The 18661-nt window shown below is 57.4% G+C and carries 18 protein-coding genes; 13 read left to right on the top strand and 5 right to left on the bottom strand.

Going from position 1 to position 18661, the window contains the following annotated elements; translation table 11 throughout:
• Nucleotides 1-210: 210 nt before the first annotated feature.
• The 4 genes from purM to CFBP5473_RS20555 all read left to right on the top strand — a co-directional run bounded on the left by purM (nt 211) and on the right by CFBP5473_RS20555 (nt 2651).
• Nucleotides 211-1284: a phosphoribosylformylglycinamidine cyclo-ligase gene (purM, locus tag CFBP5473_RS20570; RefSeq protein ID WP_027676160.1), complete on the top strand. Its 1074-nt coding sequence runs from the start codon at nt 211-213 to the stop codon at nt 1282-1284.
• The gene (gene purN / locus CFBP5473_RS20565; RefSeq protein ID WP_027676159.1) at nt 1281-1940 is read left to right on the top strand and encodes a phosphoribosylglycinamide formyltransferase; all 660 of its coding nucleotides are present in this window, start codon (nt 1281-1283) and stop codon (nt 1938-1940) included. Before purM ends, purN begins: the two co-directional genes overlap by 4 nt.
• A gap of 73 nt (nt 1941-2013) precedes the next feature.
• Nucleotides 2014-2253: a type II toxin-antitoxin system Phd/YefM family antitoxin gene (locus CFBP5473_RS20560; RefSeq protein WP_027676158.1), complete on the top strand. Its 240-nt coding sequence runs from the start codon at nt 2014-2016 to the stop codon at nt 2251-2253.
• The gene (locus CFBP5473_RS20555; protein WP_027676157.1) at nt 2253-2651 is read left to right on the top strand and encodes a type II toxin-antitoxin system VapC family toxin; all 399 of its coding nucleotides are present in this window, start codon (nt 2253-2255) and stop codon (nt 2649-2651) included. Before CFBP5473_RS20560 ends, CFBP5473_RS20555 begins: the two co-directional genes overlap by 1 nt.
• Before the next feature lie 13 nt (nt 2652-2664).
• Here CFBP5473_RS20555 and CFBP5473_RS20550 read toward each other — a convergent pair whose 3' ends face one another.
• Nucleotides 2665-3282 carry an NUDIX domain-containing protein gene (locus CFBP5473_RS20550; RefSeq protein WP_027676156.1) on the bottom strand — a complete coding sequence of 206 codons (618 nt, stop codon included), beginning with the start codon at nt 3280-3282 and terminating at the stop codon, nt 2665-2667.
• A gap of 11 nt (nt 3283-3293) precedes the next feature.
• Nucleotides 3294-5492: a molybdopterin-containing oxidoreductase family protein gene (locus tag CFBP5473_RS20545; RefSeq protein WP_027676155.1), complete on the bottom strand. Its 2199-nt coding sequence runs from the start codon at nt 5490-5492 to the stop codon at nt 3294-3296.
• Nucleotides 5493-5522: 30 nt separating this feature from the next.
• Here CFBP5473_RS20545 and CFBP5473_RS20540 point away from each other — a divergent pair, with 30 nt between their 5' ends.
• Nucleotides 5523-6368 carry a 23S rRNA (adenine(2030)-N(6))-methyltransferase RlmJ gene (locus tag CFBP5473_RS20540; protein WP_027676154.1) on the top strand — a complete coding sequence of 282 codons (846 nt, stop codon included), beginning with the start codon at nt 5523-5525 and terminating at the stop codon, nt 6366-6368.
• Here the strand turns inward: CFBP5473_RS20540 and CFBP5473_RS20535 are convergent, their stop codons facing one another.
• A complete protein-coding gene (locus CFBP5473_RS20535; protein WP_027676153.1) occupies nt 6369-7325 on the bottom strand; it encodes a lysylphosphatidylglycerol synthase domain-containing protein in 957 nt (318 codons plus the stop codon).
• 206 nt (nt 7326-7531) lie between these two features.
• Between CFBP5473_RS20535 and CFBP5473_RS20530 the strand changes: the two genes are divergently transcribed.
• Both CFBP5473_RS20530 and CFBP5473_RS20525 read left to right on the top strand, forming a co-directional pair.
• On the top strand, nt 7532-8260 hold the full coding sequence (locus tag CFBP5473_RS20530; RefSeq protein WP_027676152.1) for a ribonuclease T2 family protein: 729 nt from the start codon (nt 7532-7534) through the stop codon (nt 8258-8260).
• Between the two features lie 18 nt (nt 8261-8278).
• A complete protein-coding gene (locus tag CFBP5473_RS20525; protein ID WP_027676151.1) occupies nt 8279-8875 on the top strand; it encodes a glutathione S-transferase in 597 nt (198 codons plus the stop codon).
• 56 nt (nt 8876-8931) lie between these two features.
• On the opposite strand, the gene CFBP5473_RS20520 is transcribed toward CFBP5473_RS20525, so the two are convergent.
• Together CFBP5473_RS20520 and CFBP5473_RS20515 are read right to left on the bottom strand one after the other, a co-directional pair.
• Complete coding sequence (locus CFBP5473_RS20520) at nt 8932-11706, bottom strand: autotransporter outer membrane beta-barrel domain-containing protein (RefSeq protein WP_027676150.1); 2775 nt, start codon at nt 11704-11706, stop codon at nt 8932-8934.
• A gap of 280 nt (nt 11707-11986) precedes the next feature.
• A complete protein-coding gene (locus tag CFBP5473_RS20515; protein WP_027676149.1) occupies nt 11987-12643 on the bottom strand; it encodes an outer membrane protein in 657 nt (218 codons plus the stop codon).
• Between the two features lie 369 nt (nt 12644-13012).
• Here CFBP5473_RS20515 and CFBP5473_RS20510 point away from each other — a divergent pair, with 369 nt between their 5' ends.
• From CFBP5473_RS20510 to CFBP5473_RS20485, 6 genes are all read left to right on the top strand, one after another.
• Nucleotides 13013-13777, top strand: a complete 765-nt coding sequence (locus tag CFBP5473_RS20510) for an SDR family oxidoreductase (RefSeq protein WP_027676148.1) — start codon at nt 13013-13015, stop codon at nt 13775-13777.
• Complete coding sequence (gene uvrC, locus CFBP5473_RS20505) at nt 13774-15816, top strand: excinuclease ABC subunit UvrC (protein WP_027676147.1); 2043 nt, start codon at nt 13774-13776, stop codon at nt 15814-15816. The genes CFBP5473_RS20510 and uvrC overlap by 4 nt, the downstream gene beginning before the upstream one ends.
• A gap of 264 nt (nt 15817-16080) precedes the next feature.
• Nucleotides 16081-16668 (top strand): CDP-diacylglycerol--glycerol-3-phosphate 3-phosphatidyltransferase, encoded by a 588-nt coding sequence (gene pgsA, locus CFBP5473_RS20500; RefSeq protein ID WP_027676146.1) that lies wholly within the window; start codon nt 16081-16083, stop codon nt 16666-16668.
• Nucleotides 16668-16922, top strand: a complete 255-nt coding sequence (moaD, locus tag CFBP5473_RS20495) for a molybdopterin converting factor subunit 1 (protein ID WP_027676145.1) — start codon at nt 16668-16670, stop codon at nt 16920-16922. Before pgsA ends, moaD begins: the two co-directional genes overlap by 1 nt.
• A 4-nt stretch (nt 16923-16926) precedes the next feature.
• Nucleotides 16927-17391 carry a molybdenum cofactor biosynthesis protein MoaE gene (locus tag CFBP5473_RS20490; protein WP_027676144.1) on the top strand — a complete coding sequence of 155 codons (465 nt, stop codon included), beginning with the start codon at nt 16927-16929 and terminating at the stop codon, nt 17389-17391.
• 248 nt (nt 17392-17639) lie between these two features.
• A complete protein-coding gene (locus CFBP5473_RS20485; protein ID WP_136954340.1) occupies nt 17640-18653 on the top strand; it encodes an IS5 family transposase in 1014 nt (337 codons plus the stop codon).
• The last annotated feature ends 8 nt before the right edge of the window (nt 18654-18661 follow it).

The following is an 18661-nucleotide window of genomic DNA, read 5'->3' as shown; positions in this document are numbered from 1 at the left end:
CGTGATAACGCCAGTCCTAGGAGATAGGATGCGCAGGCGGGACTGGTCAAGGGCGATAGCGCTCACGCCCTCAGGTGGGGGATGTCGGGATCACAGACCGACTTCGGGGCGAAAAGGCATGAAAAACATGCGTTCCGGCGCTCTCACCCTTGCATCGGCACCCATCTCATGCGAATGGCGACGCCAAGAAAACCAGCGGAGACGAGAGCCATGAGCCAGTCGGGCAAGAACGGTCTTACCTACAGCGATGCAGGCGTCGATATCGATGCCGGAAACCTGATGGTCGAGAAGATCAAGCCAGCCGTTCGCTCTACGCGCCGTCCGGGCGCGGATGGCGAGATCGGCGGCTTCGGCGGCCTGTTCGACCTCAAGGCCGCTGGTTTCAAGGACCCTGTTCTCGTTGCTGCCAATGATGGCGTCGGCACGAAGCTGAAGATCGCCATTGACGCGAATTTCCACGATACGGTCGGCATCGACCTCGTTGCCATGTGCGTCAACGATCTGGTGGTTCAGGGCGCAGAGCCGCTGTTTTTCCTAGATTATTTCGCCACCGGCAAGCTGGATCCGGATCAGGGCGCGGCCATCGTCAACGGCATTGCCGCTGGCTGCCTTCAATCCGGCTGCGCGCTGATTGGCGGAGAAACCGCCGAGATGCCCGGCATGTATTCCGATGGCGATTACGATCTGGCGGGCTTTGCCGTGGGCGCTGCCGAACGCGGACAGCTTCTGCCCGCTGGCGACATCGCAGAAGGCGATGTCATCCTCGGCCTCTCCTCCTCCGGCGTCCACTCCAATGGTTTCTCGCTGGTGCGCAAGATCGTTTCCCTCTCCGGCCTCGGCTGGGATGCGCCTGCGCCTTTCGCAGACGGCAAGAAGCTCGGCGAAGCCCTGCTGACACCAACGCGCATCTATGTGAAGCCGCTTCTCAAGGCCATTCGCGAGACGGGTGCCCTGAAGGCTCTGGCGCATATTACCGGCGGCGGCTTCCCTGAAAATATTCCGCGCGTGCTGCCAAAGCATCTGGCGGCGGAAATCGATCTCGCATCCATCGAAGTACCGGCTGTTTTCTCATGGCTTGCCAAAACCGGCGGCGTTGCGGCCAATGAAATGCTGCGCACCTTCAACTGCGGCGTCGGCATGATCGTCGTCGTTTCGGCAGAAAATGCGCAGAAAGTGACCGACGCGCTGACGGCGGAAGGTGAAACCGTGTTCCCGCTCGGTCGCATGGTTGCCCGCGAAGAAGGTGCACATGGCACGATCTACAAGGGCACGCTCGCACTATGAGCACAGGCTCTGCCCGCAGCAAAGTCGTGGTGTTCATTTCAGGCAGCGGCTCCAACATGGTGGCGCTGGCTGAGGCCTGCCAAACCCCGGACTTCCCCGCCGAAATCGTCTGCGTCATCTCCGACAAGCCGACAGCAGGCGGGCTTGCCAAGGCGCAGGGCTTCGGCATCCCAACCCTCGTCTTCGAGCGCAGGAATTATGCGAGCAAGGCCGAGCATGAAGCGGCAATCCTCGCCGCGCTTGGGGAGATTGCACCCGACATCATCTGCCTCGCAGGCTATATGCGCCTGATTTCCGGGGATTTCATCGCGCCTTATGAGGGCCGGATCATCAATATCCACCCCTCGCTGCTGCCGCTCTTCCCGGGCCTCCACACCCACCAGCGCGCCATCGACAACGGCATGAAAATCACCGGCTGCACCGTCCACTTCGTCACCGAAGGCATGGATGAAGGCCCCGTCATCGGCCAGGCCGCCGTTCCCGTCACTGCCGACGATACAGCCGAAACGCTCGCCGCCCGTGTGCTGATGGTGGAGCATCAGCTTTACCCGCTTTCTCTGAAGCTGTTGGCGGAGGGTAAAGTTCGGATGGCGGACGGCAAGGCTGTGCGTAACAGCGACACGAAACCAGCGTCCCAGCAGCTGATATCGGCCTGATACACGACTTGGCCAAGCCTTGACCAAGCGGTTTGCGTACTGGTATTATTTTGCTCGAATGGAGCAATAGACCATGACGCTGACCGTCAAAGTGGGCGAAGCTAAGACGCATCTCTCAGAGCTTCTTGCGAAGGTTGAAGCTGGCGAGGATGTTGTCATAGCACGCGGCAACGAACCCGTTGCGCGGCTCGTCAGGACCAACGATGCTCAGGCACGCAAACAATTGATAAATACGTTGCGGTCTGAACGCGCTCTGCGGGCGCAAGTAACCTCAGACGAAATCGCTGACTGGAAGAATGAAGGACGACGTTGATGTCCTTTGTCGTTGACGCATCGGTCGTCGCTGCATGGTTTTTGCCGGATGAGGCCAATGAACTTGCTGAAAAGGCGCTCCAGCGTCTCGAAAGCGAAGATGCTTTCGCGCCCGATCTGCTGGCACACGAACTCCGCAATATTCTGGTCATGGCAGAGCGGCGCAAACGCATAGAACCGGAAGATGTCCTTTCCATTCTTCTGCGCTTCAACAGTTTGCCGATTACGCTCGTGTCCGGCGACGATGCCGTTTCAATCGTAAAACTTGCACGCCAGCATGCGCTATCTGCTTACGACGCAGCCTATCTCGCTCTCTCCATCGGGAGAAGCATGCCGCTCGCCACGATGGACAAGAAACTTGTCGCGGCGGCGAAAGCAGAAAACGTAGCTTTCGCCTAAGGCAAAGAATTGCTTACAAACTCGCCCGGTTCAGCATCGCCCATTGCAGCATGATGATCGTCTTGGAATCGGTAATCTCACCAGATGCGATCATCCCGTAAGCCTCGTTGAGCGGCACGGTCAGAACCTCGATATCCTCACCTTCCGTCTCCAGCCCGCCGCCTTTCCCTGCCTTTTTAGCAAGATCGACGCGGGCATAAAATAGGCTGATCTTCTCCGTCAGCGTTCCGGGGCTGGCATAGGTATCGAAGAGATAACGCGGGGCGCTGACGGCATAGCCCGTCTCTTCCATGGATTCGCGCCGGATTGCCTCATCGGGCTGGTCACCGTCGGTCAGACCGGCAGGGATTTCCAGCATGAAGCTTGCATCGCCATTGGCGAAGGCGCCGGGGCGGAACTGGCGGACGAGGACGATCTCTTCCCGCTTCGGGTCGAAAAGAAGAATGGCAGCGGCAACGCCGTGATCATGCACTTCGCGGTGAATACGGATCGTGCGCCCATCACGGGTTTGCTGCTCGAAAACCATCGTCTGCAAATGGATGAAACGCTTCCAGACTGTCTGCTTCTCGACGAGTTTGACGCGGGCCTCGTCATCCGGCTGCGACAGTTGAACCGCGTTGGACCGATCCATGGACACTCCTATCAGGCCTTTTTCAGCCAAACCTTGTTATCGTGGAACGCCGCGCCGCCATAGGGCGCAGCAGCATCGGCACCCGTCAGCACGTTGATGCCTTCACCATCCAGATGCGCCTTGTTCGGCCACAGCCCTTCAGCGATCAGCACACCCGACCTCGCACCTTCAACGATCTTCGCATGGATGCGGAGATCGCCGCGCAAATTGCCGATCCGCACGACATCGCCATCGGCAATATCGAGGCGGATCGCATCAACCGGCGAGATCATCAGTTCCGGGCGGCCTTCCTTCTGCACGGATGTCTTGGTTTCCGCAAAAGTGGAATTCAGGAAGTTTCGGGCCGGAGACGTCGCCAGACGGAAGGGGTGCGCCTCGTCCGCAAGTTCGATCACATCGACCTGATCCGGGAATTCGGGAAATGCGTCGGCAGGGCCCATCACACCGATATTTTTCGGCGGCTTGTTGGGCGACGGGCCGTTATGCCAATCCGGGCTGAAACGGAATTTTCCATCCGCATAACCGAAGCCCTCGAGATAATGAGCGACCTCGAAATCGGGCTGCGCATCGATCCATTTTTCATCGGCCAGATTGTCGAAGCTGCCCCAGCCGCTCGTTTGGAGAATCTGCTCCACATGCTCCCGCGCGCTCAGGCCAAAACCCGGCATATGATCGATACCGAGGCGCTTCGCCAGTTCCTCGATGACGAAAAGGTTGGTGCGCACAGTTTCCGGCGGCTCGACAAGCTTTGGCCCAAGCAGAATGTGATTCTGGCCACCCGCACGGTAGAGATCGTCATGCTCAAGAAACATCGTCGCCGGCAGCACGATATCGGCAATGTCTGCCGTCTCGGTCATGAATTGCTCATGCACGGCGACAAACAGGTCGTTGCGCAGAAAACCCTGCCTCACCAGCCGCTGTTCCGGACAGACATTGGCGGGATTGGTGTTCTGGATCAGCATCGCCGTCACAGGCCCGCCACCGCGCAGTGCCTCGGCATCTCCCGTCAGAACGCGCCCGATTTGCGACTGGTCCAGCTGGCGAACATTCGGGTCGGCATAGGCCGTACCCATCAGCTCCGCCTTGTTCAGACGGAAGATATCGCCATTGTTGTGAAACGCCCCGCCGCCCTCATATTGCCAGGAGCCAAGCACAGTCGCGATAGAGAGTGCCGCATGCATGGCAACCGCGCCATTCCGCTGACGGGCGAAACCATATCCCAGACGGAAGAAACTTTTCTTCGTGGTGCCGACAAGCTGCGCGAAAGCCTCGATTTCCTCGACCGAAAGCCCGGTTATCTCGGAAGCCCATTGCGGGGTCTTAGTGGCAAGATGCGCTTCGAGCCCGGCAGGATCATCGGCAAATTTAGCCATATAGGCCCGGTCGGCGTAACCATCGCGAAAGGCGATATGCATTACTGCGCAGGCCAGCGCCGCATCGGTGCCCGGCTTTACGATAAGCTTTAAATCCGCCTGCTTCATCGTCGGGTTATCGTAGATATCCACAACGACGATCTTCGCGCCCCGTTCCTTTCGCGCCTTGATTGCGTGGGTGATGACGTTGACCTGCGTGGCAACCGCATTCGTGCCCCAGATCACGACGACATCGGCCTTCGCCATCTCTCGCGGGTCGGGCCCGCGAAGCGCGCCGGTGCCCATCACATAGCCAGTCCATGCCATGTTGGTGCAGATGGAACCGAAGAAGCCGGAATATTTCTTGGCATGGCGAAGCCGCTCAATGCTGTCGCGCTGCACCTGCCCCATGGTGCCCGCATAGAAATACGGCCAGATCGCCTCCGCGCCATGCGCGGCCTCCGCCTTAACGAAGGCATTGGCAATTTCGTCCAGCGCGTCGTCCCAGCCAATTTCCTGCCAGTCGCCAGCGCCTTTGGCGCCTTTTCTGCGCTTCGGCGTCAGCAGGCGTCCGGGATGATAGATGCGCTCGGAGTAACGCGCGACCTTGGCGCAGATCACGCCCGCCGTATAGGTGTTGGCATTGGCGCCTCGCACCCTGCCGATACGGCCATCGACATTGATATCGGCCTCCAGCGCGCAGGCGCTCGGACAGTCATGCGGACAGACGGTGTGGCCGATGCGGGTGGCGTCGGTCACGGCTTTGGCGGAAATCGGGGTCGCAACGTTCATGAGTTTTGTATATGGCATGTCCAAGGCCGCCAAAAGGCCGAAGTGACGCTTATCAAGATTATTCATAGCAACATATCTCACGAGGCATCGGCCCGAATGAACTACCGGCACATCTATCATGCAGGCAATTTCGCCGATGTTCTGAAACACGCCGTTCTGGCGCGGCTCGTGCGATATCTGCAAAACAAGGACAAGGCCTTCCGGGTGCTCGATACGCATGCGGGTATCGGCCTCTATGATCTGTCCTCCGAGGAAGCCCAGAAAACCGGCGAGTGGCAGACGGGCATCGGCAAGCTGCTGGAAGCGGACCTTCCCGCCGAAGTCGCCGAATTGCTGGAGCCATATCTGACCGCCGTCAGAGAACTGAACCCGCAAGGCGGGCTGCAATATTATCCCGGCTCGCCAAAACTCGCGCGCATGCTGTTTCGCCCGCAGGACCGCCTTTCCGCTATGGAACTGCACCCGGATGATTTTCGCGCGCTCTCGCGTCTATTCGAAGGCGATTATCAGGCACGGATAACGGAACTCGATGGCTGGCTGTCGCTCGGCGCTCACCTGCCGCCTAAGGAGAAGCGCGGCCTCGTTCTGGTCGATCCGCCTTTCGAGAAGGAAAACGAATATGAGCGGCTGGCAGAGGGCCTGCACAAAGCCTATCGCCGCTTTGCCACCGGCACTTACTGTCTCTGGTATCCTCTGAAAAAAGGCGCACCGATCAAGGAGTTTCACGAACTCCTGCAATCATACGAGATCCCGAAAATGCTCTGCACCGAGCTTTCGGTCAGAAGCGACCGGCTTGAAGGCTTGAGCGGCTCCGGGCTTATCGTCGTCAACCCGCCCTACACGCTGAAGGACGAGTTGCATATTCTGCTGCCGGTCCTGAAGTCGGTCATGGCGCAGGATCGATATGCCTCGCACCGCGCCTTCTGGCTGCAAGGGGAATAGCTACTTCCCCTGCAACCGCCTCTCCTCCCGCTCGGCTGCGGCCAGTTGCGAGCGCTCGAAAAAGAGGATGATGAAAAGCCCGATGACGAACGGGATGATAAGATAAAACAGGCGGAAGACGAGCAGCGCGGCAATCACGTCTGCCGGGTTCATTTCCGGCAGGCCCATGACGAAGACGAGTTCTAGCACGCCAAGTCCGCCCGGCGCATGGGAAATCAACGCCGCTGAAAAGGAAATGAGGAATATCCCCAGGATCACCATGAAGCCGGGATTTCCGACATCCGGCAGCGCATAATAGATGATGCCCGCCGCCCCGATAAGCTCGATTGGACCGATCACCAGCTGCTGCGCCACCAGTTTCGGGGCCGGGTAAAACAGGGTGAAGGAGCCTATCTTGAGCGGCCTCAGCCTCAACAGACTTCCGATGACGTAGAGGGCCACGATGGCAAGCAGCAGAATGCCGGTGGTGGTAGACGCCTCTACCGGCAGAATATCGACGAAACGCTCGGTAATATTCGGCTCGTAGACAAGAATGAAACCGATCAGCATGATCGTGCCGATGGCGAAGGTGAAGGTGCAGAGCGCAACGAGAATGCCCACTTCCGAAGCGCTCAGGCCTTTGGACGTATAGGCACGATAACGCACCACCGCGCCGGAAAACACGGAAGCCCCGACATTGTGAGACAGCGCGTAAGTGGTGAAGGACGTCAGCGTGATGAAAAGCCAGCCCACCTTGCGCTTCAAATGCTGCAGGGCAATCCGGTCGTAACCAGCCAAAGCCGCATAGGCCACCAGCGTACACAGGCCGGACATGATCCAGTCATGCGTGCCGATGGCGGCGAGGCTATCCCAGACGTCATCGAGCGAAAGATGGCGCAATTCCTTATAGAGCAGCCACACGGAAAAGCAGATCGTGGCAACCCCGATGATGGGCCAAAGATACTTTTTCATGTTCATGCGGACATGCCCAGGCTCACTCCTCCCTCCGGCATTTGCATAATACCGGATTCGCCAAGCTTATTCGTTATAATAGCTCCGTTTCAACACGAAGCATGATGGATACGTCATTTTTCGGCGGCCTGTTTGCCACAGGCATAAGATGGTATAAAACCCAACAACCATTCAACAAATCGTCATCCCTGTGCAGAAAGACAGCCCGTTCGATGAAACAATATTTCGGTTTTATCGCATTGGCGGCACTTTCACTGGCAGCAGCGGCGTGGATAGTCCTTCCACAGTCTCAGTCAATAAGACCCGCGGAGCCTGCCAAAGTTCCCTCGTCCTCGCCACGGCCATCGGCAAATCCGCCATCCGTCCAAGGTCAGGGCTTTGAGTTTTACGTTCTGTCGCTTTCCTGGTCACCGGCCTTTTGCGCCAGCGATGCGGGCAAAAACAGCCGACAGCAATGCGGCTCGGACCAAAAATACGGCTTCGTCGTACACGGCCTGTGGCCGCAGAACGAGCGCGGCTATCCGGAATTTTGCGGAAACGACAAAAGCGAGCGGGTGCCGGAAAATCTCGGTCGTAGTATGTTCGACATCATGCCCTCGATGGGCCTGATCGGTCATCAATGGCGCAAACACGGCTCATGCAGCGGCCTGTCGCAGAAGGATTATTTCGACACCACCCGCGCCGCTTACAACCGCATCGCCCTGCCCGCCGATATTGCTTCGGGCAGCCAGAACAAGCGGCTATCGGCGGATGCAATCGAGACCGCATTCGTTACCGCCAATCCCGGCATGACGAAGCAGGGTATTGCCATCAGCTGTGACGGCGCTGCGCTGGAGGAAGTCCGCATCTGCCTGAACCGGGACCTCACTTTCCGCAATTGCGCGGAGGTGGATCGTCAGGGCTGCCGCGCCAACGCCACCGACATCATTCCAATTCGATAATCTCAACAGGAAAAGCCCATGGAACTGCTTTATTCTCCCGCTTCCCCCTATTCCGCCAAGGTGCGCATGGCCGCGCGCTACCTCGATATCGGCATCACGGATGTTCGCGTGGATACGAGTGCCGAACCTGCCACGCTGATGGACAACAACCCGCTCGGCAAAATCCCGGTTCTGCTGCTGGATGACGGCGGATCGGTCTATGACAGCGTCGCCATCATGCACTATCTCGACCGGGAATCCGGCGGGAAGCTCTATCCGAAGAAGCACGGCAAGCGCACGGAAGCCGAAATCCTGGAAGCGCTCTGCGACGGCATCATGGATTGCCTTCTCGCCATCGTCTACGAGCGGCGCCTGAGACCGGAGGAAAAGGTCCATCAGCCATGGATCGACAAGCAGTGGCGCAAGGTGGTGAAGGGTCTCGATTACCTCAACGCCAATCTGCCGAAAACCGGCAAAAAACTCCACGGCGGCCACTTCGCGCTTGCAGCCATGATCGGCTATCTCGATCTGCGCTTTGCCGGAGAATGGGCCGATGGCCGCAAGACGCTGGCCGACTGGCCGGAAAAATTCGGCAAGAAGTTCAAGCAATATGCCGAGATGAAGTCTGCGGCGTGAGCGCAAAACAAAAAGCCGGAGCAATGCCCCGGCTTTTTGCTGTAATTGTGCGGTGATCAGAACTTGACCTTCACGCCTGTATTGGCCGACCAGGAGCCGATATCGCTGGAATAGGTGCCGAGCGTAATGCCGCTATAGATGGTGGTCTGCTGGTTAAGCTGGACGTCGCCCGAAAGGCCGAAGCGAGTGCCGATCAGGTTGCGGTTGCCGATGGCCGAGACGGTGAAGTCCGTGCCGCTCAGGCTGGCATTCATGTTGGAAGAGCCGAGGTTCAGCGTATCGACCAGCGCAGCACTGAAGGAGACATTGGCCTTCATGCCGTTTGCCAGCGTGTTGCGGTTGGTGATCTTGCCTTCCAGAATACCTTCCAGCGTGTTCGAAGTGCGGTCATCATAGGTGATGTTCTGCGTCGAACTCGTTTCGGTGTAACCGTCATAGAAGCCAGCCGTGTAGCGCAGGCGGGCAGATGGCGTGAAAATCCAGCCGGGGGCGAATTCGTGTTTTTGCGAAATCGCGATTTCGGGTGAAACGTACCAGCCGGTGAAGGAACCACGCGCCGGATCGGAGCCGGAAATCTCGCGACGGCTGTCATTGTCGATGCCACCGGCGATCAACGAGGCATCCAGCGTTACCGAGCCCACATCCTTGCGGACATAAACACCGCCGAAGCCCGTATTGCCTGTTGTCTTGCCGGAACCATCATCCGCCTTGTTGATGATGCGGCCATAGCCTGCCAACACACCGAAGCGGCCTTCATCGAACTGGCGATCCACACCGGCTGCGACACCATAATTGGTGGAACTCGTGTCCTTGGCATTGTCGAAGGTCTGGCCGCCGAAGGCGCGGATCCAGAAAAGGTTGCCGTAACGGTCGACCGCCGTGTCGTCACCCCCCTTCTTCACGGCAGCGGCGGCACCCGTCGGCTTCTTTTCTTCCGCATAACCGAGAGCGCCGGAGCTGGTCGGCTCACTCGAACCACCGGCAGAAGAGCCCACATCGATGCTGAGGATTGAGCCGAGGACATTGCCGACCGAGTTGGTATAACCACGCACGGCAGAGTCCATCGAGGTGGAGCCAATATCGACAACGTTGACCGTGCCGCTGCCTGTATTCGTATTCGTCAGGATCAATGTCTGATGGGCATTGTTCAGATTGATCGTGTTGTCGGTCTGATCGTAATTGGCAACGCCAAGCAAATAGCTGCCTGTGCCAAAGGTCGTCGTGTTATCCACGGTGCCGTTATAATCCACGACACCGTTGAACAGCGCGCCCTGTAGAACATTCAGCGTGTTGCCATCCTCTGAAAACAAAACGGAAGCCGTTCCACCGGAAATCGTACCGCTATTGGTGATGGTCAGAGACAAACGATCGGCGTTAATACCGTAATCACCGCCGGAAATCGTTCCGCTGTTGATGATGGATCCATTTGATTCTCGAACATAGACGCCATCGGACTCGCCGGAAATAGTCCCGCTATTGATAAGCGAGAATGCCGCACTCGTTACACTAACACCGTCCGAAGCGCTGGAGATCGTACCGCTGTTGGTGATATCGACAGTATTGACCTCATTTGTGCTAATACCGCCGGAAATCGTACCGCTGTTGTAAATGATGGCTTCGTTCAGGGCAGCAAGATCAAAACCACCGGTTATTGTGCCGCTGTTTGTCGCGTTCAGACTTTCGGCATAGGTCGAGCGCACGCCACCGCTGATCGTTCCTGCGTTCGAGAGGGTCAGATCAGTGTCGGAAGCCCAGATACCAAACACGCCGCCGGAGATAGTGCCGGTATTGGTAATCGTCGCCGAAGAGTCGTCTCCAAGGAATTCGATGCCAAAATAGCCGCCAAGAATGCTTCCGCTATTGACGATCGTGGCATTATCCACCTCGTTTAGGCGGAGGCCGCGATCCTGCCCTGCAAGGGAAGACGAGATGGTGCCACTGTTGACGATGGTGGCAACATCTACGATGTCGAGATTGACGCCATAATAGAGGTCGTCGGTCCCGGTTGAAGAGATCGTGCCGCTATTGATAAGCGAAAAAGCGCCTATGGAACCAGCATATATGGCATGTGCGTTCGATGAGACGGTACCACTGTTGGTGATAGCTATTTCCGTTGCACCATTGATGTCTATACCCGTGTTGAGGCCGTAAATCCAACCGGCGTTGCTTATATTGGCACCGACCATATTGGCGATGTAGATACCGTAATTGGAGTCTCCGGTTATCGTACCATCGTTCTGGATATCCAGAATACCGGAAGATGAATAGGCATATATGCCGTAGCCGCCCTCAACAGAACCTGTCGTCTGGTTGACGATTGAGGCTCCATAGAAATATCTGAGATCGATACCCGCGTTTTCCCCAGCGATGGATCCTGCATTGTTGATAATTGTTCCTGCGGGAGAAGACCCTGAATAATCCGGGTCAGTAACGTTGATACCAGCGGAACCCGAACCCTCACCGCTGATGGTCGCACCCTCGGCATTGTTGATGACTGTATTGTCCGACGTGTTGATCGTTATCCCCGACCAGCCACCTGTGCCTGAAATAGTGCCGCTAGCCTCGTTGTTGACCGTAATGTTTTCCGAACCCTGATTGATGATGAGGCCACCTTCGGGAGACGTCATCTCCCCTGAATTCGTGACCGTACAATCTGTCTGCCCGGAGATGGCGCTGCCGGAAACGGTACAATCCGCAGCCGCAGCATCCTTCACCGGCATCGCGGCAAAAAGCGCAAGCGTCGAAACGCCGGTCATGAAAGCCGTTGCTAGGGCACGCTTGCGCGCGCAAAGCTTCGCCGTTCCGCACAGAGGCAGATTAAAATGTCTCATTGTTCAAAATCCCTGCGCACCGGCAAAATTGCAGCCGATGTAGTGTCCCGATGATTCACGTTCCAACGCAAACGTTGTTGAAACTGAAATCTCATGGCCCCTTATCTTCGGCAAGGGGAAACCGGCGGCGCGTCAAAAATGGACGGTCGACGCATATATTTGGCTGGGAATGCCTCGAAGGTGGCTATCCTCTGGCCGTTGCCAGTTGGTGCATTCAGGGCAAAACAAAAAAAGCCGGAGCGTGAGCTCCGGCCTTCTTTTGCATTCAATCCGTGACGGATTAGAACTTTACGCCGATACCAGCCTTGACGCTGTGATCGTCGAAGCCGCGGGATACGGTTCCGGTGTCAAGCGTGAAGTCCTTGTTCTGGTAATCGGTGTAACGATATTCCAGACGAGCGGTGATGTTGTCCGTTACGAGGGCTTCAACACCGGCACCAACCGTGTAACCGAGTGCGGTCGCATCGTCCTTGGAACCTGGGTTGCTGATCTCGTGGTTGCCGACAGCCAAACCACCCGTACCGTAGATCAGGAATGGGTTCATGTCGTAACCGACGCGAGCACGCAGCGAGCCGTTAAGCTTCTGCTTGCCCTGCAGCGATTCGCCAGCGAAAGTGCCAGCAGAACCTTTTTCATCGCCATAAGCGATGTCTGCTTCCGCACCGTAAACGATCTGGCCGCTCTGCCAGTTGTAACCGCCGTAGAGACCGCCGCCGAAGCCGTCCGCGTCACGACCATTATTGCTGCCGCTGAAACGGCCCCAGTCGTAGTTCACGGTACCACCGAGGTATGCACCGGACCAGTCCTTGATAGGTGCTGGCTGTTCCACGGCAACAGGTGCCTGCGGCACTTCATTGACAGCGTCGGCCGCCTTGGCTGCCGAGAAAGCGGCTGCCGCCATTGTGGTAGCCATAAGTGTTGCAACGATAGTACGCATGCTATTCTCCTTTCAAACCCGCGGGGTGCTCACACACTAGGTTCCCAAACGCGGTATAAAACAGTTAGTTCCCTGCCCTTCTGGAAATGCAAAATGATGGGCGAATGAGGAAATCACACAGCCAAAATGTGAATTGATTGGGGCAGCGACGTGACGGAAATGGGACGTTGCTAAAATGACACAAAAATCTATTAAGGATAATGGATCGTTAATTTAAGCAACGCGCGTTTTTACTTGTATTTACATTAAATTACGCGCTTTAGACTCTCTTTCCACAAGCCTGTATAAAACGCCTTCCCAACGTGCAAAGCTGCTGCTTTCGATCTATATCTAAAGCAGAATGTGATTTGAAAAGAGCACAGGCCAGCTTTGACAGAGACTATACCAAAGACCGTCTTGATAACGGGCGCTGCCCGCCGTGTGGGAAGGGCAATTGCCGAATATCTTGCTTCCGAGGGCTTTGCGATCGGCATTCACGCTCGCTCTTCCATCGCTGAAGCAGAGGAATTCGCTAACACAATACGGCAACAAGGTGGTCGTGCAGCCGTTGTGCAGGCCGATCTCGAGGATTCTTTTTCGACATCGCAATTGATGAACAAGGCCACGGAAGCGCTTGGCCCCATAGGTGTTCTCGTCAATAATGCGTCTGTTTTCCATAAGGATGAGGCCAGCCAGTTCGATGCGGCGACATTCGAGGCGCATTTCGCCGTCCACGTCCGCGCGCCAACCATTCTGGCTGCCGCCTTTGCAGAACAGTTGCCCAAAGAGAATTCCGGCCTGATCGTCAACATCATCGATCAGCGGGTGCTGGCGCTCAATCCGCGTTTTTATTCCTACACTCTTTCCAAGGCCGCGCTCTGGACGGCAACGCAGACCTTGGCACAAAGCTTTGCACCGCGCATTCGGGTGAATGCCATTGGCCCCGGCCCGACCTTTAAAAACGATAGACAGCTTGACGAGGACTTTCAGGCGCAGATCGACGCCCTTATATTAAAGAGAGGTCCAAAGCCCGATGAGTTCGGGCGGACGATTCGCTTTCTTTATGACACCCCGTCGATGACCGGCCAGATGATCGCGCTCGACGGGGGCCAGCACCTTGGCTGGGAAACCCCGGATGCGGAGATTAATGAATGAACGGAAAGAAGCTGCCGGATGGCGGTGTTCTCTTCGATGAAACCGACGACGATGAAGACGATGTCGCCCCCTCCACCAGCGAGACTGCCGTGGCGCGGGACGATGCGGGCATGGATTGGAATGCGGGCTGGAAGAACGAATCCGGCCTGAAGGGCATGGACCTGATTGGCGAATTCGTCAAACACCTGCCCAACAATCCTGGCGTCTATCGCATGTTCAACGAGGCGGGAGACGTTCTTTACGTCGGCAAGGCGCGCTCGCTGAAAAAGCGTGTCAGCAATTATGCGCAGGGGCGCTTCCATTCCAACCGCATCGGCCAGATGGTGCGGTTGACGACCCATATGGAATTCGTCACCACACGCACCGAAATCGAAGCCCTGCTGCTCGAAGCAAATCTCATCAAGCGCTTCCGCCCGCGCTTCAATGTGCTGCTGCGCGATGACAAGTCGTTTCCTTATATCCTCATCACGGCGGATAATCGCGCTCCGGCCATATTCAAGCATCGCGGCGCGCGGGCGCGCAAGGGCGATTATTTCGGTCCATTTGCCTCGGCGGGCGCGGTTGGCCGCACCATCAACTCGCTGCAACGCGCCTTTCTCATCCGCACCTGCACGGACAGCGTTTTCGAAACCCGAACCCGGCCCTGTCTGCTTTACCAGATCAAACGCTGTTCCGGCCCCTGCACGCATGAAATCAGCGATGAGGGCTATGCCGAACTCGTTCGCGAGGCGAAGGACTTTCTCTCCGGCAAAAGCCAGAGCGTGAAATCGACGATTGCAAAGCAGATGAACGAGGCCTCGGAAGACCTCGATTTCGAGCGCGCTGCCGTCTATCGCGACAGGCTGGCAGCCCTTTCGCATGTCCAGAGCCATCAGGGCATCAATCCCGCCGGTATCGAGGAGGCGGATGTTTTCGCCATTCATCACGAAGGCGGCGTTTCCTGCATTCAGGTCTTCTTCTTCCGCACCGGTCAAAACTGGGGCAACCGGGCTTATTTTCCAAAGGCCGATCCGGCCTTGCCGGGCTCTGAAATCCTCAACGCCTTTCTGGCCCAGTTCTATGATGACAAGCCGGTGCCGAAGCAGATTCTTCTGTCAGAAACGGTAGATGAACAGGAACTGCTCTCCGCTGCCCTGGGGGAAAAGGCGGGCCATAAGGTAACGATCTCCGTGCCGCAGCGCGGGGAGAAGAAGGACATTGTCGACCACGTTCTGGGCAATGCCCGTGAAGCGCATGGCCGCAAGCTGGCCGAAACCTCATCGCAGGCGCGGCTGCTGAAGGGCTTTGCCGAGACATTCGGCATGCCTTACATTCCGCGCCGCATCGAGATTTACGATAACTCCCACATCATGGGCACCAATGCGGTTGGCGGCATGGTGGTGGCGGGGCCGGATGGCTTCGTCAAGAACCAGTACCGGAAGTTCAACATCAAATCGACCGACATCTCGCCCGGAGACGACTTCGGCATGATGCGGGAAGTCATGACCCGCCGCTTCTCTCGCCTGCTGAAAGAAGAAGGCAGGCCGGACCGCAGCCAGCCCGTTTCGCCGGAAGATGCGGTGGATATGCCCTTTCCGTCCTGGCCGGATGTCATTCTGATCGACGGTGGTCAGGGCCAGATGACGGCGGTCCGCACCATTCTGGATGAACTCGGCATTCGCGATTGCGTCACCGCGATCGGTGTCGCGAAAGGCGTTGACCGCGACGCGGGCCGCGAGCGGTTTTTCGCCGATATGCGCAGCGACTTTTCCCTGCCGCCGCGTGATCCGGTTCTTTATTTCATCCAGCGCATGCGCGATGAGGCGCACCGCTTTGCAATCGGCTCGCATCGCGCGCGCCGCAAGAAGGAAATGATCAAGAACCCGCTCGATGAAATCAGCGGCATCGGGCCGGGGCGCAAACGCGCACTTCTCCAGCATTTCGGCACGGCCAAAGCAGTTTCCCGCGCGGCACTCAGCGACCTGATGGCGGTGGGCGGTATTTCTGAAACTGTTGCAAAACAGATTTACAATCACTTCCATGAGAGCGGTCGCGAGTGACGCGGCGGCTTTCGCGGTTGCTCGCTAAAAAAACACAATGAGGTGTTGACGCTTGCACCTCGGGGCGTCATCAACGCTTAGAGTCTGTTTGGAAACTCGGCGGCGGAAGCCGGAGAATGATTTTGTGTCCTGTAAGGAGAAGATCGTAGCCGATATCCTTTGATATCGACAAGATTTTCGACGCAGCGGGGCGCGAAAAGCATCGCCGGATCGACCCGTCCGAGTTTTCAAACAGGCTCTTAGATATCGACAGACAGGTTTTCCATGGCTTCGCGCACGTACAACATCCCGAACCTCCTGACCTATGGCCGCATTCTTGCCGTGCCGGTCATCGTCCTCTGCTTCTTCATCGAGGGCAAACTGGAAAGTTCGGATTTTGCGCGATGGACCGCGCTCTGGCTGTTCATCATCGCCTCCATTACCGATTTTCTCGATGGCTATCTCGCGCGTATCTGGAACCAGACCTCCAATATCGGACGGATGCTGGACCCGATTGCCGACAAGCTGCTGATCGCCTCCATCCTGCTGCTTCTGGCCGCAGATGGCACGATTGCGGGTTGGTCGCTATGGGCCGCGATCACCATTTTGTGCCGCGAAATTCTCGTTTCCGGCCTGCGCGAATATCTGGCGGCGCTTAAAGTGTCCGTGCCCGTCACGCGCATTGCCAAGTGGAAGACGACGATCCAGATGGTTGCCATCGCAACCCTTCTGGCAGGTCCGGCAGGTGACAAGATCTTGCCCTACACCACCGAAATGGGCATTGGCCTTCTCTGGATCGCAGCAGCGCTGACGATCTACACGGGCTACGATTATTTCAAGGCCGGTCTCAAGCACATCGTGGATGAAGAGTGATGACGCATCTCGTTTACTTCGCCTGGGTTCGTGAAAAGATCGGCAAGGCCGAAGAAGTCCTCGACATTCCAGCCGACGTGACGACACCGCGCCAGTTGATCGCCTATCTCAAGACGTTAGGCGAAGACTACGAAGCCGCCTTTGAATTCCCCGACGTCATTCGTGTGGCAGTCAATCAGGAACATGTGGAGCACGATGAGAGCATTGTCGGCGCACGCGAAATCGGTATTTTTCCACCCATGACGGGCGGTTGAGACTATGGCGATCCTCCCGACCATCCGCGTTCAGGCGGAGGATTTCGATGCCGCTGAGGAAGCACGCCTCCTCACCCAAAACGACCTGAGCATCGGTGCCGTGGTCACCTTTACCGGTCTTTGCCGGGATGACGGCGGCACGCTTTCAGCTCTGGAACTGGAGCATTATCCCGGCATGGCGGAAGCGGAAATGTTGCGCATCGCGACACTCGCCATCGAACGCTTCGCCCTCCTCGGCCTCACCGCCATCCACCGCTACGGCAAAATCGCAACCGGCGAAAACATCGTCCTCGTCATCGCCGCCTCCCGCCACCGACAGGCCGCCTTCGACGGCGCAAACTTCGTCATGGACTACCTGAAAACCGCCGCCCCCTTCTGGAAGAAGGAGCACGGCAAGAACGGGAAAGCCGGTGATTGGATTTCGGCAAAGGATGCGGATGAGAGTGCCAAGGATAAGTGGCGGTCGTGAAAGCGACACCCCTCACCTGGAAATCTATGACTTAGCTTCGCTAAGACCATGATTTTTCTTCCTCTCCCACTCCTTCGACAGGCTCAGGATAATGGGGTAGAGGTAAACCCAGCTTCTCTATTTTCACTCTCTGTTGAACGTCGAGAGGGGCGAGAACGGTGCCGTCTTTTCCTCTACCCTTGTGGGCCTGTTGCAAAACCCTACGGATATGATTCACTCTGTTCGTGAGCGATCGAAGGGGTGTTTGGATGGCGATGAAGAGCGGTTCTCAGTTCAGCTTTGCGGATGCGCTTGTGACGGTGCGCAGTGGGCCGGACCGGTTGGGCAAGCTGTTGTCGGTGGTGAAGTGGTATCGCTTCGAGAAGGTGCTGCGGTCGCTTGAACCTGATGGGGAGACTGGCGGTCGGCCTGCCTATCCTGTTCTGACGATGTTCAAGGCTTTGATGCTGCAGCAGCTTTACGGCCTGTCCGATGCGGAACTGGAGGAGGCGATCTATGACCGCCTTTCCTTTCGCCGCTTTTGTGGCATTGGCCTCGATGAGGCTGTTCCCGATCACACGACACTGTGCCGCTTTCGCAACCGGCTGGTGGAACGGAAACTTCTGGAGAAGCTGTTTGGCGAGCTTGACAGGCAGCTCGATGCCGCAGGCCTGATCCTGCGGCGCGGCACGATGCTGGATGCGACTGTCATCGAGACGCAAGCTGCTCGCCCGCCGCGTGCTCAAGATACGAACAACGGTGCCGAAGGCACTGAAGACAAAGAAGACAAGGTGCAGACGAGCGCACGCGATCCGGATGCGGCGTTTACCCGGCGCAAGGGTCGGCAGGGTTCGAGCTATGGTTACAAGGCCCATGTGGGCGTGGATGAAGGTTCGGGCCTGATCCGGCGGGTGATCACCACGCCGGCCAATATCAACGATACCGTGCCTGCCGATCTGCTGATCGTGGGCGACGAGACGCGGGTTCTGGGCGACAGCGCCTATCACACACATCAACGGGCCGCGATGCTGAAGGAGCGCGGGATTTTCTGCGGTCTGATGAAGCGCCCCAACAAGCATCACCCTGTTCTCAAAGCCGCAGCCCGCCGTTTCAACCGTGCCGTGGCCAGACGACGCGCTGCGGTCGAGACGACCTTTGCCACGCTCAAGCGCCGCATGGGGCTGAGCCACATTCGCTACATCGGTCTTGCCAAGGCATCCGCCCAGGTTCTGCTTGCGGCCATGGCGTTCAACATGCGCCGCTGGGTGACGCTGAGCGCGTGAGCCGAGGG

Origin of the sequence: Agrobacterium larrymoorei (assembly GCF_005145045.1) — a bacterium.
Classification (GTDB): Bacteria; Pseudomonadota; Alphaproteobacteria; order Rhizobiales; family Rhizobiaceae; genus Agrobacterium; species Agrobacterium larrymoorei.
Note: the sequence above shows the minus strand (reverse complement) of the source record. Positions and strands in the feature narration are given on the sequence as shown.